This is a genomic window from Ornithinimicrobium sp. CNJ-824 (genome assembly GCF_001942405.1).
GTDB classification, from domain to species: Bacteria; Actinomycetota; Actinomycetes; order Actinomycetales; family Dermatophilaceae; genus Ornithinicoccus; species Ornithinicoccus kibberensis.
On the sequence record NZ_MKKA01000004.1, the window covers coordinates 47,337 to 62,308 of the forward strand.

A 14,972-nucleotide genomic window follows, 5' to 3' on the forward strand; every position below is an offset into this window, starting at 1 on the left:
ACGATGGGGTGGTGCTGTCGGGGTGGTAGCGGGAGCGGGGCTCGATCCCGCGACCTCACGATTATGAGTCGTGCGCTCTAACCAGCTGAGCTATCCCGCCTCGGGCGGCGATCCTGACGGATCGTCCTGCCAGAGCCCCCAAACGGAATCGAACCGTTGACCTTCTCCTTACCATGGAGACGCTCTGCCGACTGAGCTATGGGGGCGGGCTGTCGTTCCTGCCGGCCAACCGGCCCGCAGGCAGCGATCCGCAACTTTACACGACCGTGCCGGGCAGTCCAAAACCCGACCGCCCGGCACGGTCGCCGGCCCGGATCAGCCGTGCTCGGCGTCCCGGCCGGTGGCCGCGGGAGCCGCGGTGACCTGCATGGTCAGGTGCAGCCTGCCCCCGTCACGGTCGGTGACCGCGAACCGGCCGCCGTCGCCTGGAGCTCGCCGCGCAGGACGACGGTCGAGGGCAGCAGGACCGGCTTGACGAACTGCACCTCGACGGTGGCCACCTCCGGGACCCTCGACCTGGCCGCGGCGAGGACCCGGGCGTGGGTCCACATGCCGTGGGCGATCGCGCGCGGGAAGCCGAGCGCCTTGGCGGTCAGCCCCGTGAGGTGGATCGGGTTGGCGTCGCCGGAGACGGCGGCGTAGCGGCGCCCCAGGCCGGCCGGCAACCGCCAGCGGGCCATCTCGGTGGTCGGCAGCCCACGGTCCTCGGCCTCCGCGCCCGCCACCTCCGGGGCGGCGCCTCCGTCGGATCCCCCCTGGCCCACGGACGTGGCCTCCTGGGGGGAGGACGTGCGGGCCAGGTAGGTGCTGCGGCCCTCCCAGACCACCTCGTCGCCCACGCGGACCTCGCCGCACAGGTCGACGGTGCTGCCCCGGCGGTGCGGCCGGACGTTCTCGGCCCAGCTGGACAGCACCAGGGTCTCGGCGGCCCGCACCGGTCGGTGCAGCGTCATGGTGTTGGCCACGTGCACCATCCCGACCATCGGAAACGGGAACGACCGGTCGGCCATCAGCTGCACCTGGAGGGGGAAGGTGAGCACGGGCAGCCACGTGGCCGGCACGGTGTCGCCCAGGACGTCGCCGGTGACCTCGCAGTAGTCCCGCAGGCGGGCGAGGTCCTGCTCGACGCCGGGCAGGACGAGCCGGTGGCTCGGCAGGGCCCCGTCGGCCCCCGTGCGGCCGCGGCTGGTGACCACGGCCCGGGCCAGGAGCGCGGGGATGCGGGGCGGTCCGTCGAGCAGACGGACGTCGACGTCGGTCATCACGCCCCCAGCTGCGACTGGCCGCAGACCCGCAGCACCCGGCCGGTCACGGCGGCGCTGGCGGGCTGGGCGAACCAGGCGATCGTCTCGGCGACGTCGACCGGCCGGCCGCCCTGCTGCAGGGAGTTGATCCGTCGGCCGATCTCCCGGGTGGCCACCGGGATCTTCGCCGTCATCTCGGTCTCGATGAACCCGGGAGCGACGGCGTTGACGGTGATGCCACGGGCGCCCAGCCGCTCGTCCGCGCCCATCGCCCGGACCAGGCCGATCACGCCGGCCTTGGAGGCAGCGTAGTTGGCCTGGCCGCGGTTGCCGGCGATGCCGGAGGTGGAGGCGACGCCGACGATCCGTCCGCCGTCGTCCAGCCCGCCGGGCAGGTCGGGGTCGAGCAGGACCTCGTTGATCCGGACCTGGGCTGCCAGGTTGACCTCCAGCACGCTGCCCCACCGCTCCTCGTCGGTGTTGACCAGCAGGCGGTCGCGGGTGATGCCCGCGTTGTGCACGATCGTGTGGATGCGTGCGGCGTCGCCGAACCGCTGGGCCACGTGGCCGGCGATGCGCTGCCCGGCGCCGGCGGCGGTGATGTCCAGCTGGAGGGCGGTGCCGCCGATGCGGTTGGCCACCTGGGACAGGCCCTCGCCGCCGGCCGGGACGTCGACCGCCACGACCATGGCCCCGTCCCGGGCGAAGGTCTCGGCGATGCTCGCGCCGATGCCACGACCGGCGCCGGTGACCACGACCACCTGGCCCTCGAAGGGCCGCTGGGAGGTGATCTCGCGGACGCGTGCCTCGTCGGCGTGGCCGACGTGCAGCACCTGCCCGGAGACGTAGGCCGACCGTCCCTCCAGGAGGAAGGACAGGGTCGAGGCCAGGTCGGTCGCGGTGGTGGGGGCGTCGGTGAGCAGGTCGACGCGCACCAGGTTGGCGGTCGCGCCCTTGCGCAGCTCCTTGCCCACGCTGCGGACCACGCCCTCGAGGGCCTGCTGGACGGCGACCGCCACGGGACCGCCGGCCGTCTCCGGCTCGACGCCCACGACGACCACCCGGCCGGAGGCCTCGAGGGCCCTGAGCGCGGGACGCAGGACCCCCCGGAGAGCCTCCAGGTCCTCGATGGCGGTCGCGGCGGTCGCGTCGACGAGCACCGCGCCGACCGCGCCGGGGTAGGGCGCCGGCACCTGCCGGGTCCTGCCCTCGTCGGTCGTCTCGGTCACCCGCGTCTGCGGCGTGTCGACCAGCGCGTCGTCGGCGGCCACCCCCAGGACGTCCAGGGTCCGGCGCACGAGGGTCGGCGCCCCGCCGGCGGCACCGACGACGACCGGGCCGGTCGGCAGGTCCCGGCCGCGGCGCAGCCGGGTGGGCTGGGGGACGCCCAGCTGACGGGCGAGCGGGTTGGACGTGAGCAGCTGCACGAGGTCGGCCATGGTCAGCACCCTTCCAGGATCGCGACGACGCCCTGGCCGCCGGCGGCACAGATGGAGACGAGCCCGCGCGAGCCCGGGCCCTTCTCGTGGAGCAGCTTGGCCAGGGTGGCCACGATGCGGCCGCCGGTGGCGGCGAAGGGGTGCCCCGCGGCGAGCGAGGACCCGTGGACGTTGAGCCTGGAGCGGTCGATCGAGCCCAGCGGGGCGTCCAGACCGAGCCGGTCGCGGGCGAACTCCTCGCTCTCCCACGCGGCCAGGGTGGCCAGGACCGTGGAGGCGAACGCCTCGTGGATCTCGTAGTGGTCGAAGTCCTGCAGGCTCATCCCCTGCCGGGCCAGCAGCCGGGGGACGGCGTAGGCCGGGGCCATGAGCAGACCCTCGTCGCCGGAGACGTAGTCGACCGCGGCGACCTCGGCGTCGACGAAGCGGGCCAGGACGGGCAGGTGCCGCTCCTGGGCCCACTCGCGGCTGGACAGCAGGACCGTGGCGGCCCCGTCGGACAGGGGCGTGGAGTTGCCCGCCGTCATGGTCGCGCCCTCGCCCTTGCCGAAGACCGGGCTGAGCGTGGCCAGCTTCTCCACGGAGGTGTCCGGCCGCAGGCCCTCGTCGCGGGAGAGCCGCAGGAATCCGGTGGCCAGGTCGTCGAAGAAGCCCGCGTCCCACGCGGCGGCCAGGTTGTGGTGGCTCGCGGCGGCCAGCTCGTCCTGGGCCTCCCGGGTGATGCCCCACTCCTTGGCCGTGCGGGCCTGGTGCTCGCCCATGGACAGCCCCGTGCGCACCTCGGCGTTGCGGGGGGTCTCCGGGGCGAGGTCGCCGGGCCGGATGCCGGCCAGCGCCTTGACCCGGTCCAGGGGGGTCTTGGCCGCGCCGGCCTTCAGCAGCGCCTTGCGCAGGCCCTCGCCGACGGCGATCGGGGCGTCGCTGGCCGAGTCGACCCCGCCGGCGATGCCGGCCTCGATCTGGCCCAGGGTGATCTTGTTGGCCACCTGGATGACGGTCTCCAGGCCGGTGCCGCAGGCCTGCTGCAGGTCGTAGGCCGGGGTGGTCGGGTCCAGGGCCGAGCCGAGCACGGCCTCGCGGGTGAGGTTGAAGTCGCGCGAGTGCTTCAGCACGGCGCCGGCGGCGACCTCCCCCATCCGCTCGCCGGCCAGCCCGAAGCGGGCGACGAGGCCGTCGAGGGCCGCGGTGAGCATGGCCTGGTTGGACGCGGCGGCGTAGGCCCCGTTGGCCCTGCCGAACGGGATGCGGTTGCCGCCGACGACGACGGCGTCTCGCGGGGTGGGCTGGTCGGGCATCGACTCTCCTCGGGACGGGCCGGCACCGGGCCGGCACGACATGGGCGGAACAGGTATCCGGTACCGACTGTAGCCGATACGGCCGGTACACGGTACTGTGAACCGCATGACCACCGTCGGCCGCCCTCGTCGCGCCCCCGTCCCTGGGGTGCGGGACGGACGCGACGTGCGCTGGGAGGCCCACCGCACGGAACGCCGCCGCCAGCTCGTCGAGGCCGCGCTGCGGGCCGTGCGGGCGCACGGGGCCGGCGTGGGGATGGACGAGATCGCCACCGAGGCGGGCACGAGCAAGACCGTGCTCTACCGGCACCTGGGCGACCGGGCCGGGCTCTACCGGGCCGTCGTGGAGGCGGTGGACGGCCGGATCCTGGCCGACCTGGCCCAGGCCCGGGCGACCGGCGACGACGTCGTCGAACGGATCGCGGCCATGGTCCGGTCCTACCTGCGTCTGGTCGAGCAGGACCCCGAGATCTACCGCTTCGTCATGACCCGTCCGCTGGAGACCACCGAGGTCGACCCGGCCGACCCGGTCCACCAGCTCACCGACCGCATCGCCGAGCAGCTGGGCGCCATCCTGCGGGAGCACCTCGAGACGGTCGGCCACCCCGACGCCGCCACGCTGGCCCCCCTGTGGGGGCACATGGTGGTCGGGATGGTGCGCTCGGCCTCCGAGCACCGGCTGACCCGTCCGGGCGAGGACGCCCAGGACGCCGAGACCCTCACCGGGGCGGTCGTGGCCCTGCTGCGCCCCGCCCTGACCGACACCCACCCGTGACCAGCTCCACGTCATACCGGAGGACCACGATGACCGAGACCACCACCCAGGCGACCAGCTCCCCCCAGGCCCCCGCGCCCCCCACCGACCCGGCAGCACCGGAGGTGCCGATGACGGCCGCGGCCGGCGAGGGCGCGACCACCGTGCGCACCACCGAGGAGCTGACCCCGCTCGGCGAGGGGCTGCGCCGGGCCACGGCCGGCCGCTACGGCCCCGTCCGGGAGCTGATGCGCAGCACCCTGCCGGCCGACCTCATGGTCCGCGACCCCTCGCTGTCGATGGAGGAGGCCCGCGACTGGACGGTGCAGACCCTGCGCTCGCTGCTGGAGCTGGGCCTGGGCGGCACCGGCTTCCCGACCTCGGTCGGCGGGCTGGACGACGTCGGCCGCTCCTGCGTCGACTTCGAGATGACCGCCCACGGCGACCTGTCGGTCACCGTCAAGTCCGGCGTGCACTTCGGGCTCTACGGCGGGGCGGTCACCTCCCTGGGCACCGACCGCCACCACGAGGAGTTCCTGCCGCCGGTCATCTCGACGGAGCAGATCGGCTCCTACGCGATGACCGAGTTCGGGCACGGGTCGGACGTGGCCTCCCTGGAGACGACGATCACCCACGACCCGCGGACCGACGAGCTGGTCGTGCACTCCCCCACCCCCTCGGCGACCAAGACCTACATCGGCGCCGCCGCCCGGGACGCCCGGATGGCGGCCGTCTACGGCCAGCTGGTCGTGGACGGCGTCTCGCACGGCGTCCACGTCGTGCTGGTGCCGGTCCGGGACGAGCAGGGTCGCCCGATGCCGGGGGTCACCCTCGGCGACAACGGCCACAAGGGCGGGCTGCTCGGCGTCGACAACGGGACGATGACCTTCGACCAGGTGCGGGTGCCCCGCCGGATGCTGCTGGACCGCTACGGCGGCATCGACGACGAGGGGCGCTACGTCTCCGACATCGAGGGGGACAGCAAGCGGTTCTTCACGATGCTCGGCACCCTGGTCCGGGGACGCATCTGCGTCGGCGTCGGCGCCGGGGTCGCCTCGCGCAAGGCCCTGTCGATCGCCACCCGCTACGCCCTGCGACGACGGCAGTTCGACGCGCCCGGCCGCGACGACGAGGTCCTCCTCATGGACTACCGGGCCCACCAGCGCAAGCTGCTGCCGGCGATCGCCACGACCTACGCGCACACCTTCGCCCTGAACGAGTGCGTCGACCGGCTCCAGGAGCTGCACGAGGCCTCCGAGAAGGTCCAGGTCGCCCAGCGCGAGCTGGAGACCCGGGCCGCCGGGCTGAAGGCCGTCGTCACCCGCTTCGCCAACGACACGATCCAGGTGTGCCGGGAGGCGTGCGGCGGGGCGGGGTACATGGCCGAGAACGGGCTGACCGTCCTGCGCGGCGACGCCGACGTCTTCGCCACCTTCGAGGGCGACAACACGGTCCTGCTGCAGCTGGTGGCCAAGGGCCTGCTCACGGGCTACCAGGAGATGTGGGGAGACCTGGACACCCGCGGCATGGTGGCCGCCGGCGCCCGGATGATCGGTGGGCAGGTCGTCGAGGCCACCGCGGTCCGGCCGCTGGTCAACCGGCTCGTCGCGGCCGCCGCCCGCCGGTCCGAGGACGAGACCCTGCTCGACCGGGGATGGCACCTGTCGATGTTCGTCGACCGGGAGAAGCACGTCCTGCAGACCCTCGCCAACCGGCTGCGGTCCCGGGCCAAGGACGAGGACTCCTTCGCGGCGTTCAACGACGCCCAGGACCACGTGCTCATGGCGGCCCGCACGCACATGGACCGGATCGTGCTCGAGGCCTTCGTCGAGGGCATCGAGGCCTGCGAGGACGGCGAGGTGCGCGACGTTCTCGAACGGCTGTGCACCCTCTACGCGTTGACCTCGATCGAGGCCGACTCCGGGTGGTTCCAGGCGCACAACCGGATGTCGGCGGCCCGCACCAAGGCGGTCACCGCCCAGATCAACACGCTGTGCGGCGAGCTGCGGCCGCACGCCCTGGGGCTCGTCGAGGGCATGGGCGTGCCCGAGGCCTGGCTGGGCTCGGCGATGCTGTCGCAGGACCCGGCCCGCTGGACCCCGGGCACCACCCCGGTCTGACCGGCCGACACGTCCGGCCGCACGGACCTGACGGGTTCAGGTGAGCCCGACGGGTCGGTGCGGCCGGGCGCGTCTCAGCCCTGGCGGGCCTCGGCGACCACCTCGGCCAGCGCGTCGGTGACGATCTTCAGCTCCTCTGCGGTGATCGTCAGCGGCGGGGCCAGCCGGATCGTCGAGCCGTGCGTGTCCTTGGCCAGCACGCCCTTGACCGCGAGCGCCTTGCAGGCCTCCTTGCCGGACAGCAGCCCGGGGTCGATGTCGACGCCGGCCCACAGGCCGCGCACCCGCACCTCCTCGACGCCCTGCCCGACGAGGGCCTCCAGGGCCTGGCGGAACTGGCCCTCCAGGCGCGGGCGTTCTCCTGGTGCCCACCCGAGGCGAGCAGGTCGCAGACAGCCTTGCCGACCGCCGCCGCGAGCGGGTTGCCCCCGAAGGTGGAGCCGTGGGTGCCCGGCGTGATGACCCCCATGACGTCGGCGTCCGCGGCGACCGCCGACACCGGCACGATGCCGCCGCCGAGCGCCTTGCCCAGGGTGTAGACGTCCGCTTCGACGCCCTCGTACTGGCAGGCCAGGGTGGTGCCCACCCGGCCCAGGCCGGCCTGGATCTCGTCGGCGACCATCAGCACGTTGCGGTCGGTGCACAGCTCGCGCAGACCGGGCAGGAAGCCCTCCTTGGGGATCTTCACGCCCTGCTCGCCCTGGATCGGCTCCACGAGCACCGCGACGGTGTTGTCGTGGATCGCGGCCTCCACCGCGGCCAGGTCGCCGTAGGGCACCGAGACGAAGCCCTGGGTGTAGGGGCCGTAGTGGTCGCGCGCCTCCGGGTCGTCGGAGAAGGAGATGATCGTGGTCGTGCGGCCGTGGAAGTTGCCGTCCATGACGATGATCTCGGCCATGTCCGCCTCCACCCCCTTGACGAGGTAGCCCCACTTCCGGGCGATCTTCAGCGCGGTCTCCACGGCCTCGGCCCCGGTGTTCATCGGCAGGATCATGTCCTTGCCCACGAGCTCGGACAGCGCGGCGCAGAACGGGCCCAGCTGGTCGTTGTGGAAGGCGCGGCTGGTCAGGGTGGAGCGGTCGAGCTGGTCCTTGGCGGCCTGCACCAGCGCGGGGTGACGGTGGCCGAAGTTCAGCGCCGAGTAGCCGGACAGCGCGTCGAGGTAGCGGCGGCCCTCCACGTCCGTGACCCAGATCCCCTCGGCGTGCTCGACGACGACGGGCAGCGGGCTGTAGTTGTGGGCGGCGACCCTGTTCTCGAGGTCGATGAAGTCCTGGTTGGTCGACAGCTGCGTCATGGTCGTCATCCTAGGGGTGGGGCCGGTGGTGGACCGGGGTGCGGGTCGGCAGGGCGCGCGGTCCGGCAGCGCCGACGGACCTGTGGGGAAAGTATGCAGTGTCAAGAATAAGTATGCAAAGACCGGGTCAGGTCGCGTCGAGGCTCTCCCCCGCCCGCTCGGGCAGGAGCAGGTATGCCGCGACGGCCCCGACGAGGAAGGTGCCCCCGAACAGGGCGAACAGTCCGGCGTTGCCCCACAGGACGAGCAGGGCGGGGACCGACAGCGGTGCCACGATGGAGGCGATCCGGCCGAAGCCGGCCGCGGCCCCCGCGCCCGACCCGCGGACCGAGGTGGGGTAGATCTCCGGGGTGACGGCGTACAGCGCGCCCCAGGCCCCCAGGTTGAAGAAGGACAGCGCCATGCCCGCGGCCAGGACCTGGGTGGTGCCGTCGGCGACGCCGAACAGACCGGCGGAGACCGCCGACCCGACGAGGAAGGACGCCAGCGTCACGCGGCGTCCCCACACCTCGACCAGGACCGCCGCCAGGGCGTAGCCGGGCAGCTGGGCCAGCGTGATGACGAGCGTGTAGCCGAAGGAGCGGACCAGGTCGTAGCCCTGGGCGTAGAGCAGGCTGGGCAGCCAGATGAAGGCCCCGTAGTAGGAGAAGTTGACGCAGAACCAGACCAGCCAGATGCCCAGCGTCCGCCGCCGGTAGGTCGGCGACCACAGCTGCCCGGGCGTCTTCGGCGGGACCGGGGGCAGCGGGCGGCTGCGGGCGGGCGGCTCGACCCCGGCGGAGTCCTCGAACCGGCGCACGACCGCCTCGGCCTCCTGCGCACGGCCGCGCCGCTCGAGGAACAGCGGGGACTCCGGCAGGCCCCACCGGATCACGACCGCCCACAGGGCGGGGACCAGCCCGATGGCGAACGCGTAGCGCCAGCCGCCCTCGAACCGCGGCACGACGAAGAAGCCGACGAGCGCGGCCAGCAGCCAGCCGACGGCCCAGAACGACTCCAGGGCCACGACCATCCGGCCGCGGATGCGCGTGGGCGAGAGCTCGCTCACCAGCGTGGAGGCCACGGGCAGCTCGGCCCCCAGGCCGAGCCCGACGAGGAAGCGCAGCAGCAGGAGCACCGCCAGGCCGGTCGCCAGGGCGGAGGCCCCGGTGGCCACGCCGTAGACGAGCAGGGTGAGGGCGAACACGGTGCGGCGCCCGTAGCGGTCCGCGAGCATCCCGCCGAAGGTGGCCCCGATCGCCATGCCGACGAACCCGATGGACAGCAGCCAGGACTGCTCGGTGCGCGTCAGGTCCCAGGACGTGGCGATGGCCAGGCCGACGAAGGAGATGAGCCCCACGTCCATGGCGTCCAGCGCCCAGCCGGTGCCCGCACCCAGCAGGGTGCGGGTGTGCTCGCGGGTGTAGGGCAGGCGCCCCATCCGCTCCGCGCGGGTGGGGGCCTGCTCAGGCGGATCCGCGCCCGGGGGCGTCGCCGTCGACATGGTCGCTGATCCTAGGTCACTCCCGGGCACCCGCCTCGGCCGCCCGCACCGCGAGGGCGATCGCCGCGCCGCCGCCGAGCAGGAGGACCACCCCCAGGGCCAGCAGCGTCCCGCCGAGGGGCCGGGCCCAGGGCATGGTCGCGGCCACGTCGATCCGGGCCTCCAGGCCCCTGCTGCCGTCGGCCGGCATGACGACGGCGACCCAGCTGCCGGAGGTGGCCGGCAGCTCGACCGACTGCCGGCCGGGACCCTCGGCGCTGGCCACCCAGACGTCGTGCCCGTAGGGGTCGGTGCGGGGGGCGACGCCGGAGACCTCGCGCACGTCGGCCGTGAGCGGCCCGGTCTGCACGGTGTGCTCGACCCCGGCGAGGTAGGACGCCGCGTCGTCGGCCCGGGCGACACCCACGAACACCTCGCCGCCGTCGGCGTCCTGGGCACGGACCCGGACCTCGCCGAGCCCCTCGTCCAGGCCCAGGCCCCGCAGCTCGAGCGGCTCGGTGGCCACGGCATACCCGTCCGTCTGCACCCGCAGGGTGGGGCTGGTGACCCAGCCGTCCTGCCGCAGCGCCGAGACGCCCGCGCCGCCGACGACCAGCCCGAGGCCGAGGAGCAGGGCCAGGGCCCCGGCGACCACGGCCACGGTGCGGCCGGCCGTCCAGGCGTGCGACCTGCCGGTGCCCGGGTGCCGGGCCGGGACGGTCCGGTCCTGCGGAACGGCGGCCGGCCCGGTCGGCGCCAGGGTGTCCTGGAGGTCGCCGCGGCCACCCTGGTCCAGCCGGAACGGCGGGTAGGTGTCGGTCATCAGGCCGGCGTAGGCGGCCACCCGCAGCACCCAGCGGTTCAGGCCGAGGAGCAGGTCGTAGAGGCCCTGGGGGTAGCGGCCGGTGAAGAGCAGGAAGAACCCGGCCACCACGGCCAGGAGGGCGATCAGGCCGCCGCTCTCCCAGGCCCACCGGGTGCCCTCCGCGGTCTCCCAGGCCAGGCCGTCCACGCGGGCGTCGTCGACGAACCGGATGCCGTTGGTCGTCAGCAGCCCGACGATCAGGTAGTGCGGGATCGCCAGCAGCCACCACTTGACGAGGACGAGGCCCCGCGAGAGCTGCCCGGGCGGGTCGACCTCGAGGTGGGCCGGGTAGTCCGGGACGTCCTGCAGGGTGAACGGCGGGTAGCGGTCGGTCGCGAGGGCGCCGTAGGAGTAGTAGGCCACCCGCCAGCTCCACCGGAGGACGCCGACGTTGAAGTCGAAGATCGCGCGCGGATACCGCCCCGTGAACAGGATCGCGAAGAACGCGACGACCGTGAGGACCACGAAGGCCGCCCACAGCACGGCGAGCACGATCGCGTGCGGGACGACCAGCACCCACTTGACCAGCCACAGCCCACGGGAGGGCCGGTCCGGACCGGGGTCAGCGATAAGGTGGAGGGGGTATGCGGGAACGGTTCCCGGTGCGAGGACCGCAGTCATCGCGATCACCTTCTTTTTGTCAACCCCACCCTATCTCTCCCCGGGAGGCGGCGGAAGAGGCTCGGGCCCGCCGTGACCAAGGTCACCCCTCCACCGCCACACGGCGGGGGCCGACCCCGCGGTCAGCGGTAGTTGGTGAACTGCAGCGCCACGTCCAGGTCCTTGCCCTTGAGCAGGCGCTGGACCTCCTGGAGGTCGTCGCGGGACTTGGACGTCACCCGCAGCTCGTCCCCCTGGATCGTCGGCTTGACGCCCTTGGGGCCCTCGTCGCGGATGATCTTGGAGATCTTCTTGGCGTTCTCGCTGGAGATCCCCGACGTCAGGGCGGCCTCCAGGCGGTACTCCTTGCCCGAGGCCCGCGGCTCGCCGTCGTTGCTGTACTCCAGGTGCTTGAGCGAGACACCGCGCTTGACCAGCTTGGTCTGCAGCACGTCGAGCACGGCCTTGCAGCGTTCCTCGCTGTTCGCCGCCATCGTGATGGTCTCGCCGGACAGCTCCACCCGGGCCCCGACGTTCTTGAAGTCGTACCGCTGGTTGATCTCCTTGGCCGCCTGGTTGACGGCGTTGGCGACCTCCTGGTGGTCGACCTTGCTGACGATGTCGAAGGACGAGTCGGCCATGACGGCATACCTCCTGCTGCGCTCGGTTCGGACCCGTGGTCCCGTCCTGTTATCCTTTCATCCGCGCGCAGCGCACTGGCAGGTTGTCCGAGCGGCCAATGGAAGCGGACTGTAAATCCGTCGGCGTATGCCTACGCAGGTTCGAATCCTGCACCTGCCACTCCCGCGAGAGGGCCCCACCAGGGTGGGGCCCTTCGCCGTTCCGGGGCCGGTCGGACCGCGGCTGCTCCCTCGCCCGGCGACGGTCCCGCGGCGCGCTTCGTGCAACACCGGGCCCGCCGGGGACATAGTGCGGGTGTCGGCCCCCGACCGGGGGCGGCGCCACTCGTGCGCCAGGAGGAGCGATGGCCGGCAGCCTCGCCGACGACGACGGACCGGCCGCCCTCGCCGTGGACACCCGGGACGCCGCGTGGTTCGACGCCTTCTTCGCCGACCACGCGACCGCCGTGCACCGCTACTTCGTGCGACGGGCCGCCCGCGACGACGCGGAGGACCTCGCCGCCGAGGTGTTCGCCACGGCCTGGCGACGCCGGGACCGCATCCCGGCCGGCTTCGAGCTGCCGTGGCTCTACCGCACCGCCTCCTACGTCCTGGCCAACCACCGGCGACGGCCGACGCTGACGCTGATCTCGGAGTACGGCAACGAGCAGGAACGGCACACCACGCGCACGGCCGACCCCGCCGAGCTCGTCATGGCCGACCAGGAGGTGCGCACGGCGATGGCCCGGCTCAGCAGCCGCGACCGGTCCGTGCTCATGCTGCACGCCTGGGAGGGCATGGACGGAGAGGGCCTCGCCAAGGCCCTCGGCCTGACCCGCGGCGGCGCCGCGGCCGCCCTCTCCCGCGCCCGGGCCCGGCTGCGCCAGGCCTGGTCCGAGGACCACTGAACGACCCAGGAGGATCTGCACCATGGTCGACCACGACGACGAGGCCCTGGCCCGTCTGCGGGCCAGCGACCCGGCCACCGGGTCCCATCCCGACCTGCGGACGCTGCGGGCGCGCATCGCCGGCAAGGCGCCGGACAGCCTGGGCGCGGACCGGGCCACCGCCGTGCCCGACGAGGTGTGGCGGGGGAGCCGGGCGGCGACCCTCCCCTGGGTGGCGGCGACGGTCGCGCTGGCCCTGGGCATGGGCTCGGGGGGCTACGTCCTGGGCGCCCGGAGCGGCGAGGACCCCGGGGTCGTCGCGGCGCGCGAGGCGGACGTCGGCCCCGCCGTCGACGACGCCCTGCCGGGCCTGTCCCCGGGCGCGCAGCCGGTCCAGGACATGGAGGGCTCGGTGCCGGCGTCGCAGGACGGTGTGCCGACGAGCGGGGGGACCGTGGAGGGGGCGAACTACGACCCGGGACCGGTCCGGCTCGTCGCGGGCGAGGGCCTGCCGGAGGAGCGCACGACCGGAGAGGTGCGCACGCTGGTGTCGGCCCTCGACGCGGAGGAGTTCCTGGCCGACTGGGCCCGGTCCCTGGGGCTGGACGGGGCCGGCGTCGTGGAGGCCGACGACCTCTGGGGGGCCGGGCAGGGTCTCTACGACCCGGCGACGGGACGCATGCTCAGCGTCCATGCGGCCGACGGCGGGGCGCTGAACTACTCCTACGAGGACAGCTACCGTTCACCCTGGTGCCGGGAGATGGTCCCCAGCGACGAGGAGGGCCGCGCGCAGATGGCCCAGGAGTGGACGGACGCCATGGGACCGGACGTGCCGATGCCCGACCCGGCCAACTGCCGCGAGGTGGCCGGCGAGACACCGACCCCGGAGCAGGCGGTCGCGGCCGCGCGCGACTTCCTCACCGGCACGGGGGTGGTCGGCGAGGACTGGGACCTGGTGGCCCCGGGCTGGGACGACCCCACCTCCGGCACGGTGGCGGTCGAGGGCCGGCCCGCCGACTCCAGCTTCCAGGAGCTCACCGTCACGGTCACGGTCGGGCCCGAGGGGGTCGTCAGCGCCTGGGGAGTGACCGGGGAGCCCACCTCTCTGGGGACCTACCCGGTGATCTCGCCGGTGGAGGCCGTCGAGCGGCACGGTCGCCGGGAGTTCTCCGTCGACTACGGCGTCTCGATCCCCGAGGACCTCTCCTGGGCCGACGACGGCGCGTCGACGTCGATGCCCTACCCCGAGTACGAGATGCCCGAGCCCACCCCGCCGGAACCCGGGATGAAGATCCCCATGCTCATCAAGGACAAGACCGTCACCGACGCCGAGCTCGTCCGCGGCACCATGTGGACCCAGACCGGCGGTTCGCTCGAGGTTCCGGTGTGGAAGCTGCTCACCGGCGACGGGATGCACTACACCGTGATGGCGGTGGCCGACGAGGCGATCGACTGGCAGAGCTGGGAGTGACGGGACGCCGACCTCGGCCGGAGCGCGGTCAGGGTCAGCGGCGTTCGATGCCGGGCTGCCGCGCCTGCGCCATCCCCTCCAGCCGGGCGATCCGCTGGTCCATCGGCGGGTGGGTGGCGAAGATCTTGCCGACGTCCTTGGCCCGGAACGGGTTGGCGATCATCATGTGCGCCGCGTTCTGGAGCCGGGGCTCTGGCGGCAGCGGCGCCCGCGCGGTGCCGGCCTCGAGCTTGCGCAGCGCGGAGGCCAGGGCCAAGGGGTCGCCGGTGAGGGCGGCGCCGTCCTCGTCGGCGTCGTACTCCCGGGTCCGGGAGATGGCCAGCTGGATGACCGTGGCCGCGAACGGGGCGAGCAGTGCCATCGCCAGCATCGCCAGCGGGTTGCCGCCGTTGCCCCGGCCGGCCCCGCCGAAGAAGAGCATCATCTGGGCCACGGAGGTGATCACGCCGGCGATCCCGGCGGCCACCGAGCTGGTGAGGATGTCCCGGTTGTAGACGTGCATGAGCTCGTGCCCGAGGACGCCGCGCAGCTCGCGCTCGTCGAGCAGGTGCAGGATCCCCTCGGTGCAGCACACCGCGGCGTTCTCCGGGTTGCGGCCGGTCGCGAAGGCGTTGGGCGCGGCGGTCGGGCTGACGTAGAGCCGGGGCATGGGCTTGCCGGCCTGGGCGGAGAGCTCCTCGACGATCCGGTACATCTGCGGCTGCTGCTCGGGGGTGACCGGCTGCGCACGCATCGCCCGGATGGCCAGCTTGTCGGAGTTCCAGTAGCTGTAGAAGGTCGTGCCCAGGCCGATCAGGCGAACAGCCAGATGTAGCGTCCTGCGCCCACGACCGCGCCCAGCCCGAGGAAGAGCGCCATGATGGCGCCGAAGAGCAGCGCGGTCTTGGCGCCGTTGAAGTGGTTGTGCATGTCGGGTCC

The 14,972-nt window shown here is 73.5% G+C and carries 10 protein-coding genes, 3 tRNA genes and 2 pseudogenes; 5 read left to right on the top strand and 10 right to left on the bottom strand.

What is annotated here, in order from left to right; all coding sequences use genetic code 11:
- Positions 1 to 23 precede the first annotated feature (23 nt).
- The 5 genes from BJF81_RS01865 to BJF81_RS01885 form a co-directional block, all read right to left on the bottom strand.
- A tRNA-Met gene (locus tag BJF81_RS01865) sits at positions 24 to 100 on the bottom strand.
- A 33-nt stretch (positions 101 to 133) separates the two neighbouring features.
- Positions 134 to 206 (bottom strand) — tRNA-Thr (locus BJF81_RS01870).
- Between the two features lie 165 nt (positions 207 to 371).
- Complete coding sequence (locus tag BJF81_RS01875) at positions 372 to 1,262, bottom strand: MaoC/PaaZ C-terminal domain-containing protein (RefSeq protein ID WP_075956920.1); 891 nt, start codon at positions 1,260 to 1,262, stop codon at positions 372 to 374.
- Positions 1,262 to 2,683 carry a 3-oxoacyl-ACP reductase gene (locus BJF81_RS01880; RefSeq protein WP_075956960.1) on the bottom strand — a complete coding sequence of 474 codons (1,422 nt, stop codon included), beginning with the start codon at positions 2,681 to 2,683 and terminating at the stop codon, positions 1,262 to 1,264. Before BJF81_RS01880 ends, BJF81_RS01875 begins: the two co-directional genes overlap by 1 nt.
- A gap of 2 nt (positions 2,684 to 2,685) precedes the next feature.
- Complete coding sequence (locus tag BJF81_RS01885; RefSeq protein ID WP_075956921.1) at positions 2,686 to 3,978, bottom strand: acetyl-CoA C-acetyltransferase; 1,293 nt, start codon at positions 3,976 to 3,978, stop codon at positions 2,686 to 2,688.
- 106 nt (positions 3,979 to 4,084) lie between these two features.
- Between BJF81_RS01885 and BJF81_RS01890 the strand changes: the two genes are divergently transcribed.
- Positions 4,085 to 4,753: a TetR/AcrR family transcriptional regulator gene (locus BJF81_RS01890; RefSeq protein ID WP_083663919.1), complete on the top strand. Its 669-nt coding sequence runs from the start codon at positions 4,085 to 4,087 to the stop codon at positions 4,751 to 4,753.
- 29 nt (positions 4,754 to 4,782) lie between these two features.
- Positions 4,783 to 6,852 (top strand): acyl-CoA dehydrogenase family protein, encoded by a 2,070-nt coding sequence (locus BJF81_RS01895; RefSeq protein WP_083663920.1) that lies wholly within the window; start codon positions 4,783 to 4,785, stop codon positions 6,850 to 6,852.
- A gap of 74 nt (positions 6,853 to 6,926) precedes the next feature.
- Here BJF81_RS01895 and rocD read toward each other — a convergent pair.
- From rocD to BJF81_RS01915, 4 genes and pseudogenes are all read right to left on the bottom strand, one after another.
- Positions 6,927 to 8,149 (bottom strand): annotated as a pseudogene (rocD, locus tag BJF81_RS01900) (ornithine--oxo-acid transaminase).
- A 127-nt stretch (positions 8,150 to 8,276) separates the two neighbouring features.
- Entirely contained in the window at positions 8,277 to 9,632 is a 1,356-nt protein-coding gene (locus BJF81_RS01905) for an MFS transporter (protein ID WP_075956923.1), read from the bottom strand.
- Between the two features lie 16 nt (positions 9,633 to 9,648).
- Complete coding sequence (locus BJF81_RS20680; RefSeq protein WP_083663921.1) at positions 9,649 to 11,097, bottom strand: DUF4389 domain-containing protein; 1,449 nt, start codon at positions 11,095 to 11,097, stop codon at positions 9,649 to 9,651.
- Between the two features lie 122 nt (positions 11,098 to 11,219).
- Complete coding sequence (locus tag BJF81_RS01915; protein WP_075956924.1) at positions 11,220 to 11,717, bottom strand: YajQ family cyclic di-GMP-binding protein; 498 nt, start codon at positions 11,715 to 11,717, stop codon at positions 11,220 to 11,222.
- Between the two features lie 77 nt (positions 11,718 to 11,794).
- On the opposite strand from BJF81_RS01915, the gene BJF81_RS01920 reads away from it, so the two are divergent.
- From BJF81_RS01920 to BJF81_RS01930, 3 genes are all read left to right on the top strand, one after another.
- Positions 11,795 to 11,877, top strand: a tRNA-Tyr gene (locus tag BJF81_RS01920).
- A 184-nt stretch (positions 11,878 to 12,061) separates the two neighbouring features.
- Positions 12,062 to 12,604, top strand: a complete 543-nt coding sequence (locus BJF81_RS01925; RefSeq protein ID WP_075956925.1) for an RNA polymerase sigma factor — start codon at positions 12,062 to 12,064, stop codon at positions 12,602 to 12,604.
- Between the two features lie 22 nt (positions 12,605 to 12,626).
- Positions 12,627 to 14,054, top strand: coding sequence for a hypothetical protein (locus tag BJF81_RS01930; RefSeq protein ID WP_075956926.1), 1,428 nt, complete (start codon positions 12,627 to 12,629; stop codon positions 14,052 to 14,054).
- A 34-nt stretch (positions 14,055 to 14,088) separates the two neighbouring features.
- On the opposite strand, the pseudogene htpX reads toward BJF81_RS01930, so the two are convergent.
- Positions 14,089 to 14,963, bottom strand: a pseudogene (htpX, locus tag BJF81_RS01935) (zinc metalloprotease HtpX).
- Positions 14,964 to 14,972 lie beyond the last annotated feature (9 nt).

Excerpts from the sequence above, each read along its gene's own strand:
- BJF81_RS01880 (WP_075956960.1), bottom strand. The coding sequence starts at position 2,683 with ATGGCCGACCTCGTGCAGCTGCTCACGTCCAACCCGCTCGCCCGTCAG.
- BJF81_RS01905 (WP_075956923.1), bottom strand. The coding sequence starts at position 9,632 with ATGTCGACGGCGACGCCCCCGGGCGCGGATCCGCCTGAGCAGGCCCCC.
- BJF81_RS01925 (WP_075956925.1), top strand. The coding sequence starts at position 12,062 with ATGGCCGGCAGCCTCGCCGACGACGACGGACCGGCCGCCCTCGCCGTG.
- BJF81_RS01895 (WP_083663920.1), top strand. The coding sequence starts at position 4,783 with ATGACCGAGACCACCACCCAGGCGACCAGCTCCCCCCAGGCCCCCGCG.
- BJF81_RS20680 (WP_083663921.1), bottom strand. The coding sequence starts at position 11,097 with ATGACTGCGGTCCTCGCACCGGGAACCGTTCCCGCATACCCCCTCCAC.
- BJF81_RS01915 (WP_075956924.1), bottom strand. The coding sequence starts at position 11,717 with ATGGCCGACTCGTCCTTCGACATCGTCAGCAAGGTCGACCACCAGGAG.
- BJF81_RS01875 (WP_075956920.1), bottom strand. The coding sequence starts at position 1,262 with ATGACCGACGTCGACGTCCGTCTGCTCGACGGACCGCCCCGCATCCCC.
- BJF81_RS01890 (WP_083663919.1), top strand. The coding sequence starts at position 4,085 with ATGACCACCGTCGGCCGCCCTCGTCGCGCCCCCGTCCCTGGGGTGCGG.
- BJF81_RS01885 (WP_075956921.1), bottom strand. The coding sequence starts at position 3,978 with ATGCCCGACCAGCCCACCCCGCGAGACGCCGTCGTCGTCGGCGGCAAC.
- BJF81_RS01930 (WP_075956926.1), top strand. The coding sequence starts at position 12,627 with ATGGTCGACCACGACGACGAGGCCCTGGCCCGTCTGCGGGCCAGCGAC.